Genomic DNA, 14,148 nt, shown 5'->3' with positions numbered 1-14,148 from the left:
GGGGACTCATGCGCCGTTCTTCCCGCCACACCACCATCGCCCTGGTAGGAGTCAGCAGCTTCGCCACCGGCGCCGGCGTGAATACCCTCGACGGCGACCTCCCCAACGTCGGCCCCCTCTTCCCCGTGGTGTGCGTCACCGCGGTCGCCCTCACTGCCATCCGTCGGATGACCCGCACCAACGATCAGCGCGCCAAGGATCTTGCTGAAACGATGAGGCGGCGCGAAGAGGAACACCGCGAAGAGATGGCGGAAGTGAGACGCCGAGAACAAGACCGCTGCGACCGGATCGAAGCCGTGGCGGATCTCCGGGTCCGCAGCGTCTACGGACGCCTCGACCAGGTCACCGGCGAACTCCGTAACACCAAGAGCGCGCTGGAGGAACTGCAGCACGACTACGGAGACCTCACCCGCGACTACAACGCCGTGGTCCGCGACGCCCTCGCCGAGCCCCTGCCCGGACAGGAAGCGCGCGTCCAGGCCGCCGCGGTCGGCTACGGACAGGACGGACCACACGAGCACGGGCCGCGGCGCCATCGGCATCGCGGCCCCTCTCCGTCTCTCACCGTGGTCGAGACCCGGGACCGTCAAGAGTCCGTCTGAACCGGCGTCCCTCCGCTGCCGAGCACCGGGTGCTGCCCGCACACCGCCAACGCTTCCGCGCACGCGTGCGTGAACGCCGACCGCACCCCCTTCTCATCCACACCCCACGCCCGCACCTGCGTGAGCGCCTGCAGCCCCTCGGCATGCACGACCGACCACTTCGCCGGCTCGCTGGTGTAGTGCTCCTCCCACTCCCACGTCCATGCCGTGGTCACCTCGTCGGCCACGGCACCCGCCTGGAAGCGGGAGCCGTCGGCGGAGAACAGCGCGCTGGCGATCCAGACCCGGGCCCGTCCAGGCATCGACGCACGCACCCCGTCCAAGCCCCCGTGACGGGCCGCCCACGCCGACGCCGCATGCTCCTGCGTCTGCGCGAGGCTGCGGCACTCCAGCCTCCACACCTCCGCGACCAGGCGGGCGACCTCCGGACGCCAGAACGCCTCCTGATGGCCGACGGGGAACGTGACCACGTGCACGACTGATGACGCCGGGGCAGGCCGCGCGGCCTGCTGCGCCGGAACCGGCGCGGGCGGCCGGCCGCGGTTCAGCGACCGGTCGATGATCTCCATGGCGTCGTCGTCCGCCTCGGGCAGCAGATGCCCGTACGTATCCGACGTCGTCTTGATCGACTCATGACCGAGGCGCCGCTGCACGTACGTCAGGCCACGCCCCTCGGACAGCAGCACTGCCGCGTGCGAGTGCCGAAGGTCGTGAGCCGTCGGCGACTTGTGACTCGGCAGGAGACCGGCCTCCTTCGCCCGCAGAACGGCCCGCTGCCACCGGTCGTAGAACGTCGAGTAGTGCAGCCGGTTGCCGTTCTGGTCGCCGGTGAAGAACAGTCGCCCCGGGTCGGCGTTGTCCTCGCCGCCCAGCTCCTCGATCGCCGCCACCACCGTCTGCGACACGCGGATGCTGCGCCGGCCCCGCTTCGACTTCGGCATACCGATCTTGTAACCGCCCTTGCCGTCCTTCTTCCAGGCCCGCTTCACGCGGATCACCGGCTTCGCCGTCCTCCAGTCCACCAGGCACTCGGGAGCCAGCGCCGACACCTCCCCCCAGCGTAGGCCCGTGCCGTACTTCACGATCGCCAGCAGCTGGTCGGAACGACGCTCCATGCACGAGACCAGACCCTCGACCTCGTCGGGAGTGAGGAACTCGATGTCCTCACCGCCGTCCGCGCCGTCGTCGTCCGTACGCGGCAGCCTCGTCAAGGCGCACGGGTTGCGGTCCCTCAGCGGCGGCTCCGACCGCACCGCCCGCTCCATCACCGCCGACAGCAGGCCGTGCAGGTTGCGGATCGTCTTCGGCGACATCGGCCGCAGCTTCGCCGGCCCCTGCTTCGGCGCCTGACCCCGGGTCACCATCGTCTGCTCCAGCTGCCGCACCCACGCCGTGACCGTGTCGCCGCAGAAGTGCTCCACCGACCGGATGTCGCAGTTTCCGAACGTCGGGATGATCCACCGTCGCAAGTCCCGGAGGCAGTCCTGCCGGTACTGGTCCTGGATGCCCGTTCGGTTCTCGTACATCTCCAGCGCGAACCGGTCGAAGCGATACCGCACGTCGTCAGGCTCCTCGACGCCCGCGACGATGTACCCCTTCCCCTTCACCCACCCCGGGGGCCACTGCTGGCCCCCCTCGTTGACGGCGGCACAGAAGATGGCCGCCGCCTCCGCTCCGGCCTCGTCGCCGTCGAACAGCTCGCTCTGCCAGTCCCCGTCCCTAGCGCCTCCGAGACGCCAGCGGACCCGATGGCTGGTCACCTCGCCGGCCTTGTTCTGCATCGCTTTCACATAAGCCATGGCGGCAAGATAGGGGCCCCGTGCGCCACGCGTGCGCCAGCGACTCCAAAGAGTGACGGCGTCCACCAGCCAAATTGGCTGGTCAGACGCCGTCGTCGCTGCGGAGCAAGCAAGTGCCCAGAGCCGGACTTGAACCGGCACGCCCACGAAGGGGCAGCGAGGTTTAAGCTCGCCGTGTCTGCATTCCACCATCTGGGCAGGCCCAAGGCTCCGCTGGAGCTTCCGACCCTATCGGGATCCGTCCCCCGAACAGCGGACGAGCAGACCTCATGTTGTCTTATTTTATTGACGCCTGAGGGTGCATCAGTACACGGCACCGGCCATCAGCACTTGCCAGTAGCCTGGCGCGCGGAAACCGCTTGCGTATGCGGAATGACGGAATTTCACCGTCCGGACGAGGTTGCTCCACCGGTTCTTGACACTTCGTCGGGCCCGACCGTCCCGGTGACCGCCTCGCACGAGCGTCCCTCGAAGCCGACTCCGGCCGTCTCCGGGCCGTCTCGGGGGCCGCCTCGTGGGACCGCTCCTCAGGGGCACAGGTCATCCCCAGGTATGAGATCGCAGCTCCCGGTCCATCCGGAGTCTGCCCTCAGAACCGGAACAGCGGCTGACTACACGGCGGCGGGCGGGCGGGACGATGGTTCAGTCCCCCGGAACCATCCACCGTCCCGTCAGGAGCCCGTTTCCCGTGACCACCAGCCCCCTCGCCGAGCGGACCACCGCCGTCGCCGCGCGCGCCACGGACCTGTCGAAGATCTACGGACAGGGCGAGACCCAGGTGGTCGCCCTGGACCGGGTGTCGGTCGACTTCCGGCAGGCCGAGTTCACCGCGATCATGGGGCCGTCCGGCTCCGGCAAGTCCACGCTGATGCACTGTGTGGCCGGTCTCGACACCTTCTCCTCCGGCTCCGTGCGCATCGGCGACACCGAGCTCGGCTCGCTGAAGGACAAGCAGCTCACCAAGCTCCGCCGGGACAAGATCGGGTTCATCTTCCAGGCGTTCAACCTGCTGCCGACGCTGACGGCGCTCGAGAACATCACGCTCCCCATGGACATCGCGGGCCGCAAGCCGGACAAGGAGTGGCTGGAAAAGGTCATCGCCATGGTCGGGCTCGCCGACCGGCTCGGCCACCGCCCCTCGCAGCTCTCCGGCGGTCAGCAGCAGCGGGTCGCCGTCGCCCGCGCCCTGGCCTCGCGGCCCGAGATCATCTTCGGTGACGAGCCGACCGGCAACCTCGACTCGCGCTCGGGCGCCGAGGTGCTGGGCTTCCTGCGCAACTCCGTGCGCGAGCTGGGGCAGACCGTGGTGATGGTGACCCACGACCCGGTGGCCGCGGCCTACGCGGACCGGGTCGTCTTCCTCGCGGACGGACGGGTCGTCGACGAGGTGCACGGCCCGACCGCCGAGTCGGTGCTCGACCGTATGAAGCGCTTCGACGCCAAGGGCCGCACCAGCTGATCCCGGACCGGGACCGACCGCTCGCCGACGAGCAGGACTGAGAAGACAACACCCATGTTCCGTACCGCCTTGCGCAACGTGCTCGCGCACAAGGCCCGGCTCCTGATGACCGTGCTCGCCGTGATGCTCGGCGTGGCCTTCGTGTCGGGGACCCTGGTCTTCACCAACACCTTGTCCAACGCTCTCCAGAACAGCTCCGCCAAGGGCTTCGACCAGGTCGACGTCGCCGTCACCGCCGAGTCCCAGCCGGACGTCGGCGACCGCATCGTCAAGACGCCCGAGCTGACCCAGGCCCTGCTGGAGAAGAGCGCGAAGGTCCCGGGCGCGGCGTCCGCGATCGGCGTCGTCAACGGCTTCACCGCCATCGCCGACAAGGACGGCAAGCTCGTCGGCGGCGGCTTCCAGTCGCAGGGCGGCAACTACTGGGGCGAGAAGGACGCCCGCTACCCGCTCGTCTCCGGGCACGCCCCGAGCGGCACGAACGAGGTCCTCATAGACTCGCGGACGGCCGACCGGGCCGGGTACGAGGTCGGGGACACGGTGCGGATCTCCGTGGACGGCCCCGTCCTCACCCCGAAGATCGTCGGCGTCTTCACCACCGACGACGGCAACGTCGCCGCAGGCGGCAGCCTCGCCCTCTTCGACACCGCGAGCGCGCAGACGCTGTTCGGCAAGCCGGGCACGTACGACGAGATCGACGTCAAGGCGGCCGCCGGGACCTCGCAGAGCGCGCTGAAGTCCGCGCTGGACGCCGCCCTTCCCGAGGGCCAGGTCGAGACCACCACCGGCCGTCGGCTGGCGGACGACCAGGCCGAGACGATCTCCGCGTCGATGAGCGGAATGAAGCAGGGGCTGCTGGTCTTCGCCGGCATCGCGCTGTTCGTCGGCACCTTCATCATCGCCAACACCTTCACCATGCTGGTCGCCCAGCGCACCAAGGAGCTCGCGCTCATGCGGGCCGTCGGCGCCTCCCGCCGCCAGGTCACCCGGTCCGTGCTGGTCGAGGCGTTCGTGGTCGGCACGGTCGCCGGGGTGACCGGGCTGGTCGCCGGCATCGGCATCGGCGCCGGGCTGCGCTCGCTGCTCGGGACGCTCGGGGCGACCGTCCCCGACGGTCCGCTCGTGGTCACGCCCGGCACGGTCGCCACCGCCATGGCCGTCGGCATCGTCATCACCATGGTGGCGGCCTGGCTGCCCGGTCGCCGGGCCGCGAAGATCCCGCCGGTCGCCGCGATGAGCAGCGTGCACGCCGCCGCGACCGCCAAGTCGCTGGTGCTGCGCAACACGCTGGGCGCGCTGTTCTCGGCGGCGGGCGTCGCCGTCGTCCTCGCCGCGACGACGATGGACGGCTCCGACGGCCAGGCTCCCATGGGCCTCGGCGCGGTCCTGCTGATCATCGGCGTCTTCATCCTCACCCCGCTGCTGTCCCGCCCGCTGATCGCGGCCTCCGCGCCCCTCCTGCGGATCTTCGGGGTGTCCGGGAAGCTGGCCCGGCAGAACTCGGTGCGCAACCCGCGCCGCACGGCGGCCACCGCCTCCGCGCTGATGATCGGCCTGACCCTGATCACCGGCATGACGGTGATGGCGGGCAGCCTGCAGAAGTCCATCGACAAGATGGCGTCCTCCGCGATCAAGGCGGACTACGTCGTGTCGATGGCCAACGGCAACGGGCTCTCCCCGGACGTCGACGCGAAGCTGAAGGCCGTCGACGGGGTGACCGCCACCAGCCCGATGCGCAACGCGCCCGCCCGCATCGCCGGCAACACCGAGTTCCTCACCGGCGTCACCGGCTCCGCCTTCGGCGAGCTCACCGACCTCCCGATGGACAACGGCGCCTTCACGGTGGGCGGCTCGCAGGTCGTCGCCGACGCGGACACCGCGAAGTCCTACGGCTGGAAGGCCGGTTCGGCCTTCACGGTGCACTACGAGGACGGCAGCAGCCAGCGGCTGACGGTCGCCGGGGTGTACGAGAGCAACGAGCTGATCCGGGGCATCCTCCTCGACAACTCGGCGCTTGCCCCGCACGTCGAGGACCCGTCCGACATGCAGGTCATGGTCAAGACGTCCGACGGCGTCTCGGACGGCACGAAGGACCGGCTGGAGAAGGCCCTCGGCTCCAACCCGGCCATCAAGGTCCAGAGCAAGCAGGACCTCTCCGACGAGATCGCGAAGATGTTCACGCTGCTGCTCAACATGCTCTACGGGCTGCTCGCGATGGCCGTGATCGTCGCGGTGCTCGGGGTCGTCAACACCCTCGCGATGTCCGTCTTCGAGCGCTCCCAGGAGATCGGCATGCTGCGGGCGATCGGCCTGGACCGCAGGTCGGTCAAGCGGATGGTCCGGCTGGAGTCGCTGGTGATCTCGCTCTTCGGCGGGGTGCTCGGCATCGGCCTCGGCGTGTTCTTCGGCTGGGCGGCGGGCGAACTGCTCGGCACGAGGATGGCCACGTACGAACTCGTCGTGCCCTGGGGCCGGATGGCGGTCTTCCTGGCGCTCGCTGCGGCGGTGGGCATCCTGGCGGCGCTCTGGCCGGCCCGGCGGGCGTCCCGCCTGAACATGCTGACGGCGATCAAGTCCGAGTAACGGCGGAAGCGGTCGGGCCCGGCGTCGTCCCCACGGCGCCGGGCCCTTCTGTCGTTCCGTCAGTTCCACGTGCGGGCGCGCAGCGGCAGCCCGGAGTTCCCGGACTCGGGGGTGCGCACGGCCAGGACCTGGTTGACGCCGATGCGGTTGCGTTCGAAGGCGACCGCGGAGGCGGCCATGTAGAGCCGCCAGACCCGGGCGCGGCCGGGCCCGGCCAGGTGGACGGCCCGGTCCCAGCCGTCCTCCAGACGGGTCACCCAGCGGCGCAGGGTGAGGGCGTAGTGCTCGCGGATCGACTCGACGTCGCGGACCTCGAAGCCGGCCCGTTCGAGCTGGGCGACGGTGGTGCCGACGGGGGCGAGTTCGCCGTCCGGGAAGACGTAGGCGTCGATGAAGGCGTCCACGTCGTAGGCCGACTCGTCGCGCTGCGGACGGCGGGCGATCTGGTGGTTGAGCAGCCGGCCGCCCGGCCGCAGCAGCGCGTGCAGGGCGCGCGCGTACGCGAGGTATCTGTCGGAGCCGACGTGTTCGGCCATGCCGATGGAGGAGACGGCGTCGAACGGGCCGTCGGCGACGTCCCGGTAGTCCTGGACGCGGATCTCGACCCGGTCGGCGAGGCCGGCGTCGGCGACCCGCTTGCGGGCGTACGCCGCCTGCTCCTGGGAGAGGGTGATCCCGACGACGTGCACGCCGTGCTCGCGGGCGGCGTGGACCGCCATCGAGCCCCAGCCGCAGCCGACGTCCAGCAGCCGTTGACCGGGCGTCAGGGCGAGTTTGCGGCAGACGAGTTCGAGCTTGTCGCGCTGGGCGTCCTCGAGGGCGCCGTCCGCGGTCTCCCAGTAGGCGCACGAGTACACCATGGACGGACCGAGGACCAGCTCGTAGAACCCGTTGCCGACGTCGTAGTGGTGGCTGACGGCGCGTCTGTCGGATCGCCGGCTGTGCAGGTGCCGGGCTCTGCGGACCTCCTCGCGGGGCGGGGCGGGCGGCAGCGGGGGCCCGGCGAGTTTCAGCAGCCCGCGGACGGCCGCACGGAACCGGGGGTCGCGCAGGGCCTGGTACAGGGTGCGGGCGTCCTCGCCGCGCTCCCAGACGAGGCCGGAGATGAGATCCACCGCGGTGTACAGGTCGCCCTCGATGTCCAGGTCGCCGGCCACCCAGGCGCGGGCGAGGCCCAGCTCGCCGGGCTTGAAGAGAAGACGGCGCAGGGCTCTGCGGTGGTGCGCGACGAGGACGGGGGCGCCGGGCGGGCCCGCCTGCGAACCGTCCCAGGCGCGGACGCGCAGCGGGAACGGAGCCCCCAGCAACTGTTCGACGAGCCCATGGAGCCGCGGCGCGGCGTCAGCCATGATGCACACCTCCGTGACGGTGATCCCGCAATGTCCTGTCACCACGTAAACACGCCGGTATGCGTGGTCCAGTCCCGCGCGGCCGTCACGACCGGGCAAAATACGTGCGCATGCCATGCGGCGGGCAGTCGGCGCACGCCGAAGGGGCCGCCCGCACCACGGATGGCGGACGGCCCCTTCGGGGGTGTTCAGTGACCGCGGACCCTCAGGCCCGAGGTCGGGTGACCTGAGGTCAGGAGGCGTTGGCCTTCTCGTTCTCGGTCTTCGCGGCAGCCGGCTTCGCGGCGACCGGGGCGGGCTTGGCGGCCTCGTAGAACTCCTCGCGCGGGGACTCCAGCGCGCCCAGCGCCACGACCTCGCGCTTGAGGAACATGCCGAGGGTCCAGTCGGCGAAGACGCGGATCTTGCGGTTCCACGTCGGCATCGCCATGCCGTGGTAGCCACGGTGCATGTACCAGGCGAGACGGCCCTTGAGCTTGATCTTCACCTTGCCCATGACGATCATCGCGACGCCCTTGTGGAGGCCGAGGCCCGCCACCGCACCCTTGTTGGAGTGCGCGTACTCCTTCTGCGGGAAGCCCCGCATACCGGAGATCACGTTGTCGCCGAGGACCTTGGCCTGACGCAGCGCGTGCTGCGCGTTCGGCGGGCACCAGGCGTTCTCGACGCCGGCCTTGCGGGCGGCGACGTCGGGGACCTGGGCGTTGTCGCCGGCGGCCCAGATGTAGTCGGTGCCCTGCACCTGGAGGGTGGCGGCGGTGTCGACGTGGCCGCGGGGGCCGAGCGGGAGGCCGTAGCGACCGAGGACCGGGTTCGGCTTGACGCCGGCCGTCCACACGATCGTGTTGGAGTCGACCTCGAGTCCGTTCTTCAGCACGACGTGGCCGTCGACGCAGGAGTCCATGGAGGTGGAGAGGTAGATCTCCACGCCCCGGCTCTCCAGGTGGGCCTTGCCGTACTGGCCGAGCTTCGGGCCGACCTCGGGCAGGATCTTGTCCGCGGCGTCCACGAGGATGAAGCGCATGTCCTCGCGGGACACGGTCTTGTAGTACTTGGCCGCGTCGCGGGCCAGGTCCTCGACCTCACCGATGGTCTCCGCACCGGCGAACCCGCCGCCGATGAAGACGAAGGTGAGCGCCTTGCGGCGGATCTCCTCGTCGGTCGTGGAGTCGGCCTTGTCCAGCTGCTCGAGGACGTGGTTGCGCAGGCCGATGGCCTCCTCGACGCCCTTCATGCCGATGCCCTGTTCGGCGAGGCCGGGGATCGGGAAGGTGCGGGAGACCGCGCCGAGCGCGATCACCAGGTAGTCGAAGGGCAGCTCGTACGCCTCGCCCACGAGCGGGGCGATCGTGGCGACCTTGCGGTCCTGGTCGATGGTGGTGACCCGGCCGGTGAGGACCTCCGCCTTGGGCAGCACGCGTCGCAGCGGGACGACGACATGGCGCGGGGAGATGTTGCCGGCGGCGGTTTCGGGGAGGAAGGGCTGGTAGGTCATGTACGACCGGGGGTCGACGACCGTGACGGTCGCCTCGCCGTAGCGCATCTTCTTGAGAATGCGCCGAGCTGCGTACAGGCCTACGTACCCACCGCCTACTACGAGGATCCTGGGACGCTCCGTGGTGCTCATGCCATCGAGTATCCACCCGGTTCAGGGGGGTCGCTCGTGCGCCCCTTCACAAGCTTCCCGAGGGTGTGTGCTATCCTCCGCGCCCCGCGTGATCCACATCATGGCGGAGAACGGGAACCAGCGTGTAGGGCATGGCGTTGTCAATGCCGCGTGAGCTGCCTCTCCGGCTCCCGAAGGCCTCCGTGAGCACCCCGCGACCCGCCTCTCGAGACACCCGCGAGACGTCCGCGTCCGCCTCTTTTGAACACGTTCACACGGGGGCTGGGCCCTCGGAAGGGTCAACCGGGACACGATCGTCCTCCGACAGGGCCGAATTCCTTGTGAAGAACTTCACGAACTTTCCCGGCGGGGTCTCGCGAGAACGTGCCGAAGGGGCCCCGAAGGGCCCCCAGAGCTGCTCATCCGCGCGTCCCGCCTGCTCAGCAGAGTGCACCGGGACGCCCGGCCGAGAGCTACGCGACCGACCACGCGATGCCGTCGAGGATGTCCGACGAACGCGACTCGCCCCCGGCCGCGTGTACACACAAGCGCGTACACTGGCGCCATGACCGAGGACACCGTGACCATACGGGAAGCCCGCGCCCATCTCGCGGAGCGCATCAACCTGGCCGAGGAAGGCACCCCGACGGTAATCACTCGCAACGGCACTCCGGTGGCGGCCGTGGTACCGATCGCGGACTTCGAAGCCCTGGAAGAGGCGGCCGACGTCATGTTGGCCCGAGAGGCCGAAGCGGTCCTGGCCGAGAACGGCCCCACCGTGACCATGGCCGAACTCCTGGCGGATCTGTTCACCGAGAACGGTGAAGGCGCCACGTGAAGTACGCGTTCCGCTTCACCGCGGCTGCGCAGCGGCAGCTGAGCGACATTGCTCGGCTCGACGCCATGCGCATCCTGACCGCGGTGACCGCGCTCGGCGACGATCCGTACCGCGAGGGTGCCGACGTCAAGAAACTCACTGGAGCCTCGGGGCTCTACCGGCTCCGGGTCGGCAACTACCGAGTCGCCTACCGAGTGGACGACGGTGAACTCGTCATCCTCGTCGTCAAGGTGGGCAACCGGCGCGACATCTACCGCAACCTGTGAGGCACGCGGGTCCTCATGGGCCCGCGCGCCTTGAGCCACCCGAGTCCACCGAGGATCACCGCTTACCGCACCATCACGACGTGAGTGCCGTATGGAACGCGATGCCGTCGAGGATGTCGTGCTCGCTCACGACGACCTCCCGCGCACCCGTCCGCTCCATGATCGCCAGCAGCACCAGCGCGCCCGCCCCGATCACGTCCACCCGGCCCGGATGCATCGCGCCGATCGCCGCCCGCTCGGCGTGGGTGGAACGCAGCAGCCGCTCGGTGATCGCGCGGACCTCGTCGTGCGAGACGCGTGAGTGGTGGATGGCCGCGGAGTCGTACTCCGGCAGCCCCTGGGCGATCGCCGAGACCGTGGTGACCGAGCCGGCCAGGCCGACCAGGGTGCGCGCCTCGCGCAGCGGGACCGTCCGCTCGGCGAGGTCGAGGGCGGCCTCGATGTCGGCGCGCATCGCCGCCATCTGCTCCTCGGACGGCGGGTCGGCGACCTTCCCGTCCACGACCAGATGCCGCTCCGTCATCCGCACGCAGCCGACGTCGACCGAGCGGGCGGCGCGCACCCGGTCGTCGCCGACGACGAACTCCGTCGAGCCGCCGCCGATGTCCACCACCAGGTAGGGCCGGGCCAGGTCGTCGCGGCCGGTGAGCTCCTTCGTGGCCCCCGTGAAGGAGAACTCGGCCTCCTGGTCGCCGGTGATGACCTCGGGCTCGACGCCCAGGATGTCCAGCACCCCGCGCACGAACTCCTCCCGGTTCTCGGCGTCCCGGGTGGCGGACGTGGCGACGAACCGCAGCCGCTGCGCGCCGAGTTCCTTGATGGCGGCCGCGTACTCCCGGCAGGCGGCGAACGTCCGCTCCAGCGCCTCGGGCGCGAGCCGGCCGGTGCGGTCGACGCCCTGGCCGAGCCGGACGATCGTCATCCGGCGGTCCAGGTCGACGAGTTCGCCGGTCCCGGGGTCCGCGTCGGCGACCAGCAGCCGGATGGAGTTCGTGCCGCAGTCGACGGCGGCGACCCGCGTCACGGGGCCTCCCCCTCGACCGGCTGGGGAAGAGTCACGCAGGCGCCCTTGCGCCACCACTCGGGGAGCATCTCCAGCGCCTCGTCGCCGAGCGGGTTCACGCCCGGGCCCGCGGCCAGCGAGTGGGCCACCAGGACGTGCAGGCACTTCACTCGGTCCGGCATGCCGCCCGCGCTGGGAAAGTTCCTCAGCTCCTCGATCTCGTCGCGCCGCCGGACGTAGTCCTCGTGCGCGGCCCGGTAGGCGGCGGCGAGCTCGGGGTCGGACTGCAGCCGCTCCGTCATCTCCTTCATCACGCCGTCCGCCTCCAGCGTGCCGATCGCCGAGTTGGCCTTCGGGCACGTCAGGTAGTACAGCGTCGGGAAGGGGGTGCCGTCGGGCAGGCGCGGGGCCGTCTCGACGACGTCCGGCTGACCGCACGGGCAGCGGTGCGCGATCGCGCGCAGGCCGCGCGGCGGGCGTCCGAGCTGCTGCTTGAAGGCCTCGACGTCCGCGTCGGTGGGCTCGGTGCGCGAAGTGGTCGGCGGGGGCGTCTGCATGCCTGTCTTTCCATCGGTGAAGTCGGTCGGTCAGTGGTCGGAGGCGTCGGACTTGTCGACCCCGTCCCAGACATTGGAGTACCAGGGTCGGTCGGCCGCCCCGAGGTCGGCACGCGACTGCCTGGCGACGTCCGGGTCGACCACGATGTAGCCGGTCTCCCCCGGCAGCACGTAGTGCAGCCGCAGCCGGATCTGCTGCTCCGCGTACGCGTCGTCCTGCCAGCGCGCCTTGAGGTCGCGCAGCTGCTCCACGCGCTCGCGGGCCTGCTGCTTCTCGCGCTCCAGGTCGGCGATCTCGGCGCGCTGGGAGACGTACTGGCGCATCGGATAGGCCAGGGCCACGATCAGCGTGCACAGGACGAGGGCCAGCAGGGCCGCTCGGCCGGTGAGGCGGGAGCGGCGGGCCTGACGCTTGGTCTGCGAACGGTAGACGCGGGCCGCGGTCTGCTCGCCGAGCAGCTTGATCCTGGTCGCGGTGGAGAAACGGTCCCGGTCCTTCACGGCCATGTGCTGCGCCTCCCGTCTCCCACGTGCGTACGTCCCCGCACACGGTACGGGACCGAGTACGGGGACGTTCGTGCGACTGGCTAAGGCTTACCCCGGGTGGGGTCAGCCGTTGCTGCGCTCAGTGGTTCGCGGAGCGGAACCGCGGGAAGGCGGAGCGGCCGGCGTACACCGCGGCGTCGTCGAGGATCTCCTCGATGCGCAGCAGCTGGTTGTACTTGGCGACGCGGTCCGAGCGGGCCGGGGCGCCGGTCTTGATCTGACCGCAGTTCACCGCGACGGCGAGGTCGGCGATGGTGACGTCCTCGGTCTCGCCGGAGCGGTGGGACATCATGCACTTGAAGCCGTTGCGCTGGGCCATCTCGACGGCGTCCAGGGTCTCGGTCAGCGAGCCGATCTGGTTGACCTTGACGAGCAGGGCGTTCGCGGAGCCCTCCTCGATGCCGCGGGCCAGGCGCTCCGGGTTGGTGACGAAGAGGTCGTCGCCGACGATCTGGACCTTGTCGCCCAGCTTGTCGGTGATGACCTTCCAGCCGGCCCAGTCGTCCTCGTACAGCGGGTCCTCGATGGAGACGAGCGGGTACGCGGAGACGAGCTCCTCGTAGTACTCGGTCATCTCGGCGGCCGAGCGGGACTTGCCCTCGAACTCGTACTTGCCGTCCTTGTAGAACTCGGACGCGGCGACGTCGAGCGCGAGCGCGATCTGCTCGCCGGGGACGTAACCGGCCTGCTGGATGGCCTCGATGATGAGGTCGAGCGCGGCCCGGTTGGACTCCAGGTTCGGGGCGAAGCCGCCCTCGTCGCCGAGGCCGGTGGACAGGCCCTTGGTCTTCAGCACCTTCTTGAGCGTGTGGTAGACCTCGGCGCCCCAGCGCAGCGCCTCGGAGAAGGACTCCGCGCCGATCGGAGCGATCATGAACTCCTGGATGTCCACGTTGGAGTCGGCGTGCGAGCCGCCGTTCAGGATGTTCATCATCGGGACGGGCAGCAGGTGCGCGTTCGGGCCGCCCAGGTAGCGGAACAGCGGCAGGTCGCTGGCCTCGGAGGCGGCGTGCGCCACGGCGAGCGAGACGCCGAGGATCGCGTTGGCGCCGAGGGAGCCCTTGTTGTCCGTGGCGTCCAGGTCGAACATGGCCTGGTCGATCAGGCGCTGCTCGGTGGCGTCGTAACCGACGAGCTCCGGGCCGATCTGCTCGATGACGGCGAGGACGGCCTTCTCGACGCCCTTGCCCTGGTAGCGGTTCGGGTCACCGTCGCGCAGCTCGATGGCCTCGAAGGCGCCCGTGGAGGCGCCGGACGGGACGGCGGCACGACCCGTGCTGCCGTCGTCGAGGCCGACCTCGACCTCGACCGTGGGGTTGCCTCGGGAGTCCAGGATTTCCCGGGCTACGACGACGTCGATGGACGGCACGAGCATCTCCTTCATGGGATGTGACGCTGAAAGTGCGCGGCGCGTGGCCTTGCGCCTAGAGCCTAACCGTCTCCGGAGCGTCGGCCACCGACCGACCGTCCCGTGGACGGACTGACCGTACACATTGTTCCTGCCCGGAACAAAGCGGCGGGGAGAAGCGGCCGGAAAGGC

At 70.2% G+C, this 14,148-nt stretch carries 12 protein-coding genes and 1 tRNA gene; 5 read left to right on the top strand and 8 right to left on the bottom strand.

The window, feature by feature from the left end; all coding sequences use genetic code 11:
- The first annotated feature begins 8 nt into the window (after nucleotides 1-8).
- Complete coding sequence (locus OHS82_RS24805) at nucleotides 9-602, top strand: hypothetical protein (protein ID WP_328434496.1); 594 nt, start codon at nucleotides 9-11, stop codon at nucleotides 600-602.
- Here the strand turns inward: OHS82_RS24805 and OHS82_RS24800 are convergent.
- Both OHS82_RS24800 and OHS82_RS24795 read right to left on the bottom strand, forming a co-directional pair.
- Complete coding sequence (locus OHS82_RS24800; RefSeq protein WP_328434495.1) at nucleotides 587-2,401, bottom strand: tyrosine-type recombinase/integrase; 1,815 nt, start codon at nucleotides 2,399-2,401, stop codon at nucleotides 587-589. The two genes, OHS82_RS24805 and OHS82_RS24800, sit on opposite strands and share 16 nt — an antisense overlap.
- A 114-nt stretch (nucleotides 2,402-2,515) precedes the next feature.
- Nucleotides 2,516-2,599 (bottom strand) — tRNA-Leu (locus OHS82_RS24795).
- A 490-nt stretch (nucleotides 2,600-3,089) separates the two neighbouring features.
- On the opposite strand from OHS82_RS24795, the gene OHS82_RS24790 reads away from it, so the two are divergent.
- Together OHS82_RS24790 and OHS82_RS24785 are read left to right on the top strand one after the other, a co-directional pair.
- A complete protein-coding gene (locus tag OHS82_RS24790) occupies nucleotides 3,090-3,860 on the top strand; it encodes an ABC transporter ATP-binding protein (RefSeq protein ID WP_057578603.1) in 771 nt (256 codons plus the stop codon).
- 54 nt (nucleotides 3,861-3,914) lie between these two features.
- Nucleotides 3,915-6,443: an ABC transporter permease gene (locus tag OHS82_RS24785; RefSeq protein WP_328434494.1), complete on the top strand. Its 2,529-nt coding sequence runs from the start codon at nucleotides 3,915-3,917 to the stop codon at nucleotides 6,441-6,443.
- Nucleotides 6,444-6,502: 59 nt separating this feature from the next.
- Here OHS82_RS24785 and OHS82_RS24780 read toward each other — a convergent pair whose 3' ends face one another.
- Together OHS82_RS24780 and OHS82_RS24775 are read right to left on the bottom strand one after the other, a co-directional pair.
- The gene (locus tag OHS82_RS24780) at nucleotides 6,503-7,792 is read right to left on the bottom strand and encodes a class I SAM-dependent methyltransferase (protein ID WP_057578605.1); all 1,290 of its coding nucleotides are present in this window, start codon (nucleotides 7,790-7,792) and stop codon (nucleotides 6,503-6,505) included.
- 232 nt (nucleotides 7,793-8,024) lie between these two features.
- Nucleotides 8,025-9,419 (bottom strand): NAD(P)/FAD-dependent oxidoreductase, encoded by a 1,395-nt coding sequence (locus OHS82_RS24775; protein WP_057578607.1) that lies wholly within the window; start codon nucleotides 9,417-9,419, stop codon nucleotides 8,025-8,027.
- Between the two features lie 544 nt (nucleotides 9,420-9,963).
- On the opposite strand from OHS82_RS24775, the gene OHS82_RS24770 reads away from it, so the two are divergent.
- Entirely contained in the window at nucleotides 9,964-10,236 is a 273-nt protein-coding gene (locus OHS82_RS24770) for a type II toxin-antitoxin system Phd/YefM family antitoxin (protein ID WP_328434493.1), read from the top strand.
- Entirely contained in the window at nucleotides 10,233-10,502 is a 270-nt protein-coding gene (locus OHS82_RS24765) for a type II toxin-antitoxin system RelE family toxin (protein WP_328434492.1), read from the top strand. Before OHS82_RS24770 ends, OHS82_RS24765 begins: the two co-directional genes overlap by 4 nt.
- A 73-nt stretch (nucleotides 10,503-10,575) precedes the next feature.
- On the opposite strand, the gene OHS82_RS24760 is transcribed toward OHS82_RS24765, so the two are convergent.
- The 4 genes from OHS82_RS24760 to eno all read right to left on the bottom strand — a co-directional run bounded on the left by OHS82_RS24760 (nucleotide 10,576) and on the right by eno (nucleotide 13,983).
- The gene (locus tag OHS82_RS24760) at nucleotides 10,576-11,526 is read right to left on the bottom strand and encodes a Ppx/GppA phosphatase family protein (RefSeq protein ID WP_057578613.1); all 951 of its coding nucleotides are present in this window, start codon (nucleotides 11,524-11,526) and stop codon (nucleotides 10,576-10,578) included.
- Nucleotides 11,523-12,062 (bottom strand): DUF501 domain-containing protein, encoded by a 540-nt coding sequence (locus OHS82_RS24755; protein ID WP_057578616.1) that lies wholly within the window; start codon nucleotides 12,060-12,062, stop codon nucleotides 11,523-11,525. The genes OHS82_RS24760 and OHS82_RS24755 overlap by 4 nt, the downstream gene beginning before the upstream one ends.
- 30 nt (nucleotides 12,063-12,092) lie before the next feature.
- Complete coding sequence (locus tag OHS82_RS24750; RefSeq protein WP_057578618.1) at nucleotides 12,093-12,569, bottom strand: FtsB family cell division protein; 477 nt, start codon at nucleotides 12,567-12,569, stop codon at nucleotides 12,093-12,095.
- A 118-nt stretch (nucleotides 12,570-12,687) separates the two neighbouring features.
- Nucleotides 12,688-13,983: a phosphopyruvate hydratase gene (gene eno, locus OHS82_RS24745; RefSeq protein ID WP_057578620.1), complete on the bottom strand. Its 1,296-nt coding sequence runs from the start codon at nucleotides 13,981-13,983 to the stop codon at nucleotides 12,688-12,690.
- Between the last annotated feature and the right edge of the window lie 165 nt (nucleotides 13,984-14,148).

This window comes from Streptomyces sp. NBC_00425, assembly GCF_036030735.1.
In the GTDB taxonomy this organism is placed as follows: domain Bacteria; phylum Actinomycetota; class Actinomycetes; order Streptomycetales; family Streptomycetaceae; genus Streptomyces.
The sequence above is the reverse complement of the archived record's forward strand: the minus strand, read 5'-3'. Positions and strand labels throughout refer to the sequence as shown.

Excerpts from the sequence above, each read along its gene's own strand:
- OHS82_RS24800 (WP_328434495.1), bottom strand. The coding sequence starts at position 2,401 with ATGGCTTATGTGAAAGCGATGCAGAACAAGGCCGGCGAGGTGACCAGC.
- eno (WP_057578620.1), bottom strand. The coding sequence starts at position 13,983 with ATGCTCGTGCCGTCCATCGACGTCGTCGTAGCCCGGGAAATCCTGGAC.
- OHS82_RS24780 (WP_057578605.1), bottom strand. The coding sequence starts at position 7,792 with ATGGCTGACGCCGCGCCGCGGCTCCATGGGCTCGTCGAACAGTTGCTG.
- OHS82_RS24785 (WP_328434494.1), top strand. The coding sequence starts at position 3,915 with ATGTTCCGTACCGCCTTGCGCAACGTGCTCGCGCACAAGGCCCGGCTC.
- OHS82_RS24805 (WP_328434496.1), top strand. The coding sequence starts at position 9 with ATGCGCCGTTCTTCCCGCCACACCACCATCGCCCTGGTAGGAGTCAGC.
- OHS82_RS24770 (WP_328434493.1), top strand. The coding sequence starts at position 9,964 with ATGACCGAGGACACCGTGACCATACGGGAAGCCCGCGCCCATCTCGCG.
- OHS82_RS24755 (WP_057578616.1), bottom strand. The coding sequence starts at position 12,062 with ATGCAGACGCCCCCGCCGACCACTTCGCGCACCGAGCCCACCGACGCG.
- OHS82_RS24750 (WP_057578618.1), bottom strand. The coding sequence starts at position 12,569 with ATGGCCGTGAAGGACCGGGACCGTTTCTCCACCGCGACCAGGATCAAG.
- OHS82_RS24775 (WP_057578607.1), bottom strand. The coding sequence starts at position 9,419 with ATGAGCACCACGGAGCGTCCCAGGATCCTCGTAGTAGGCGGTGGGTAC.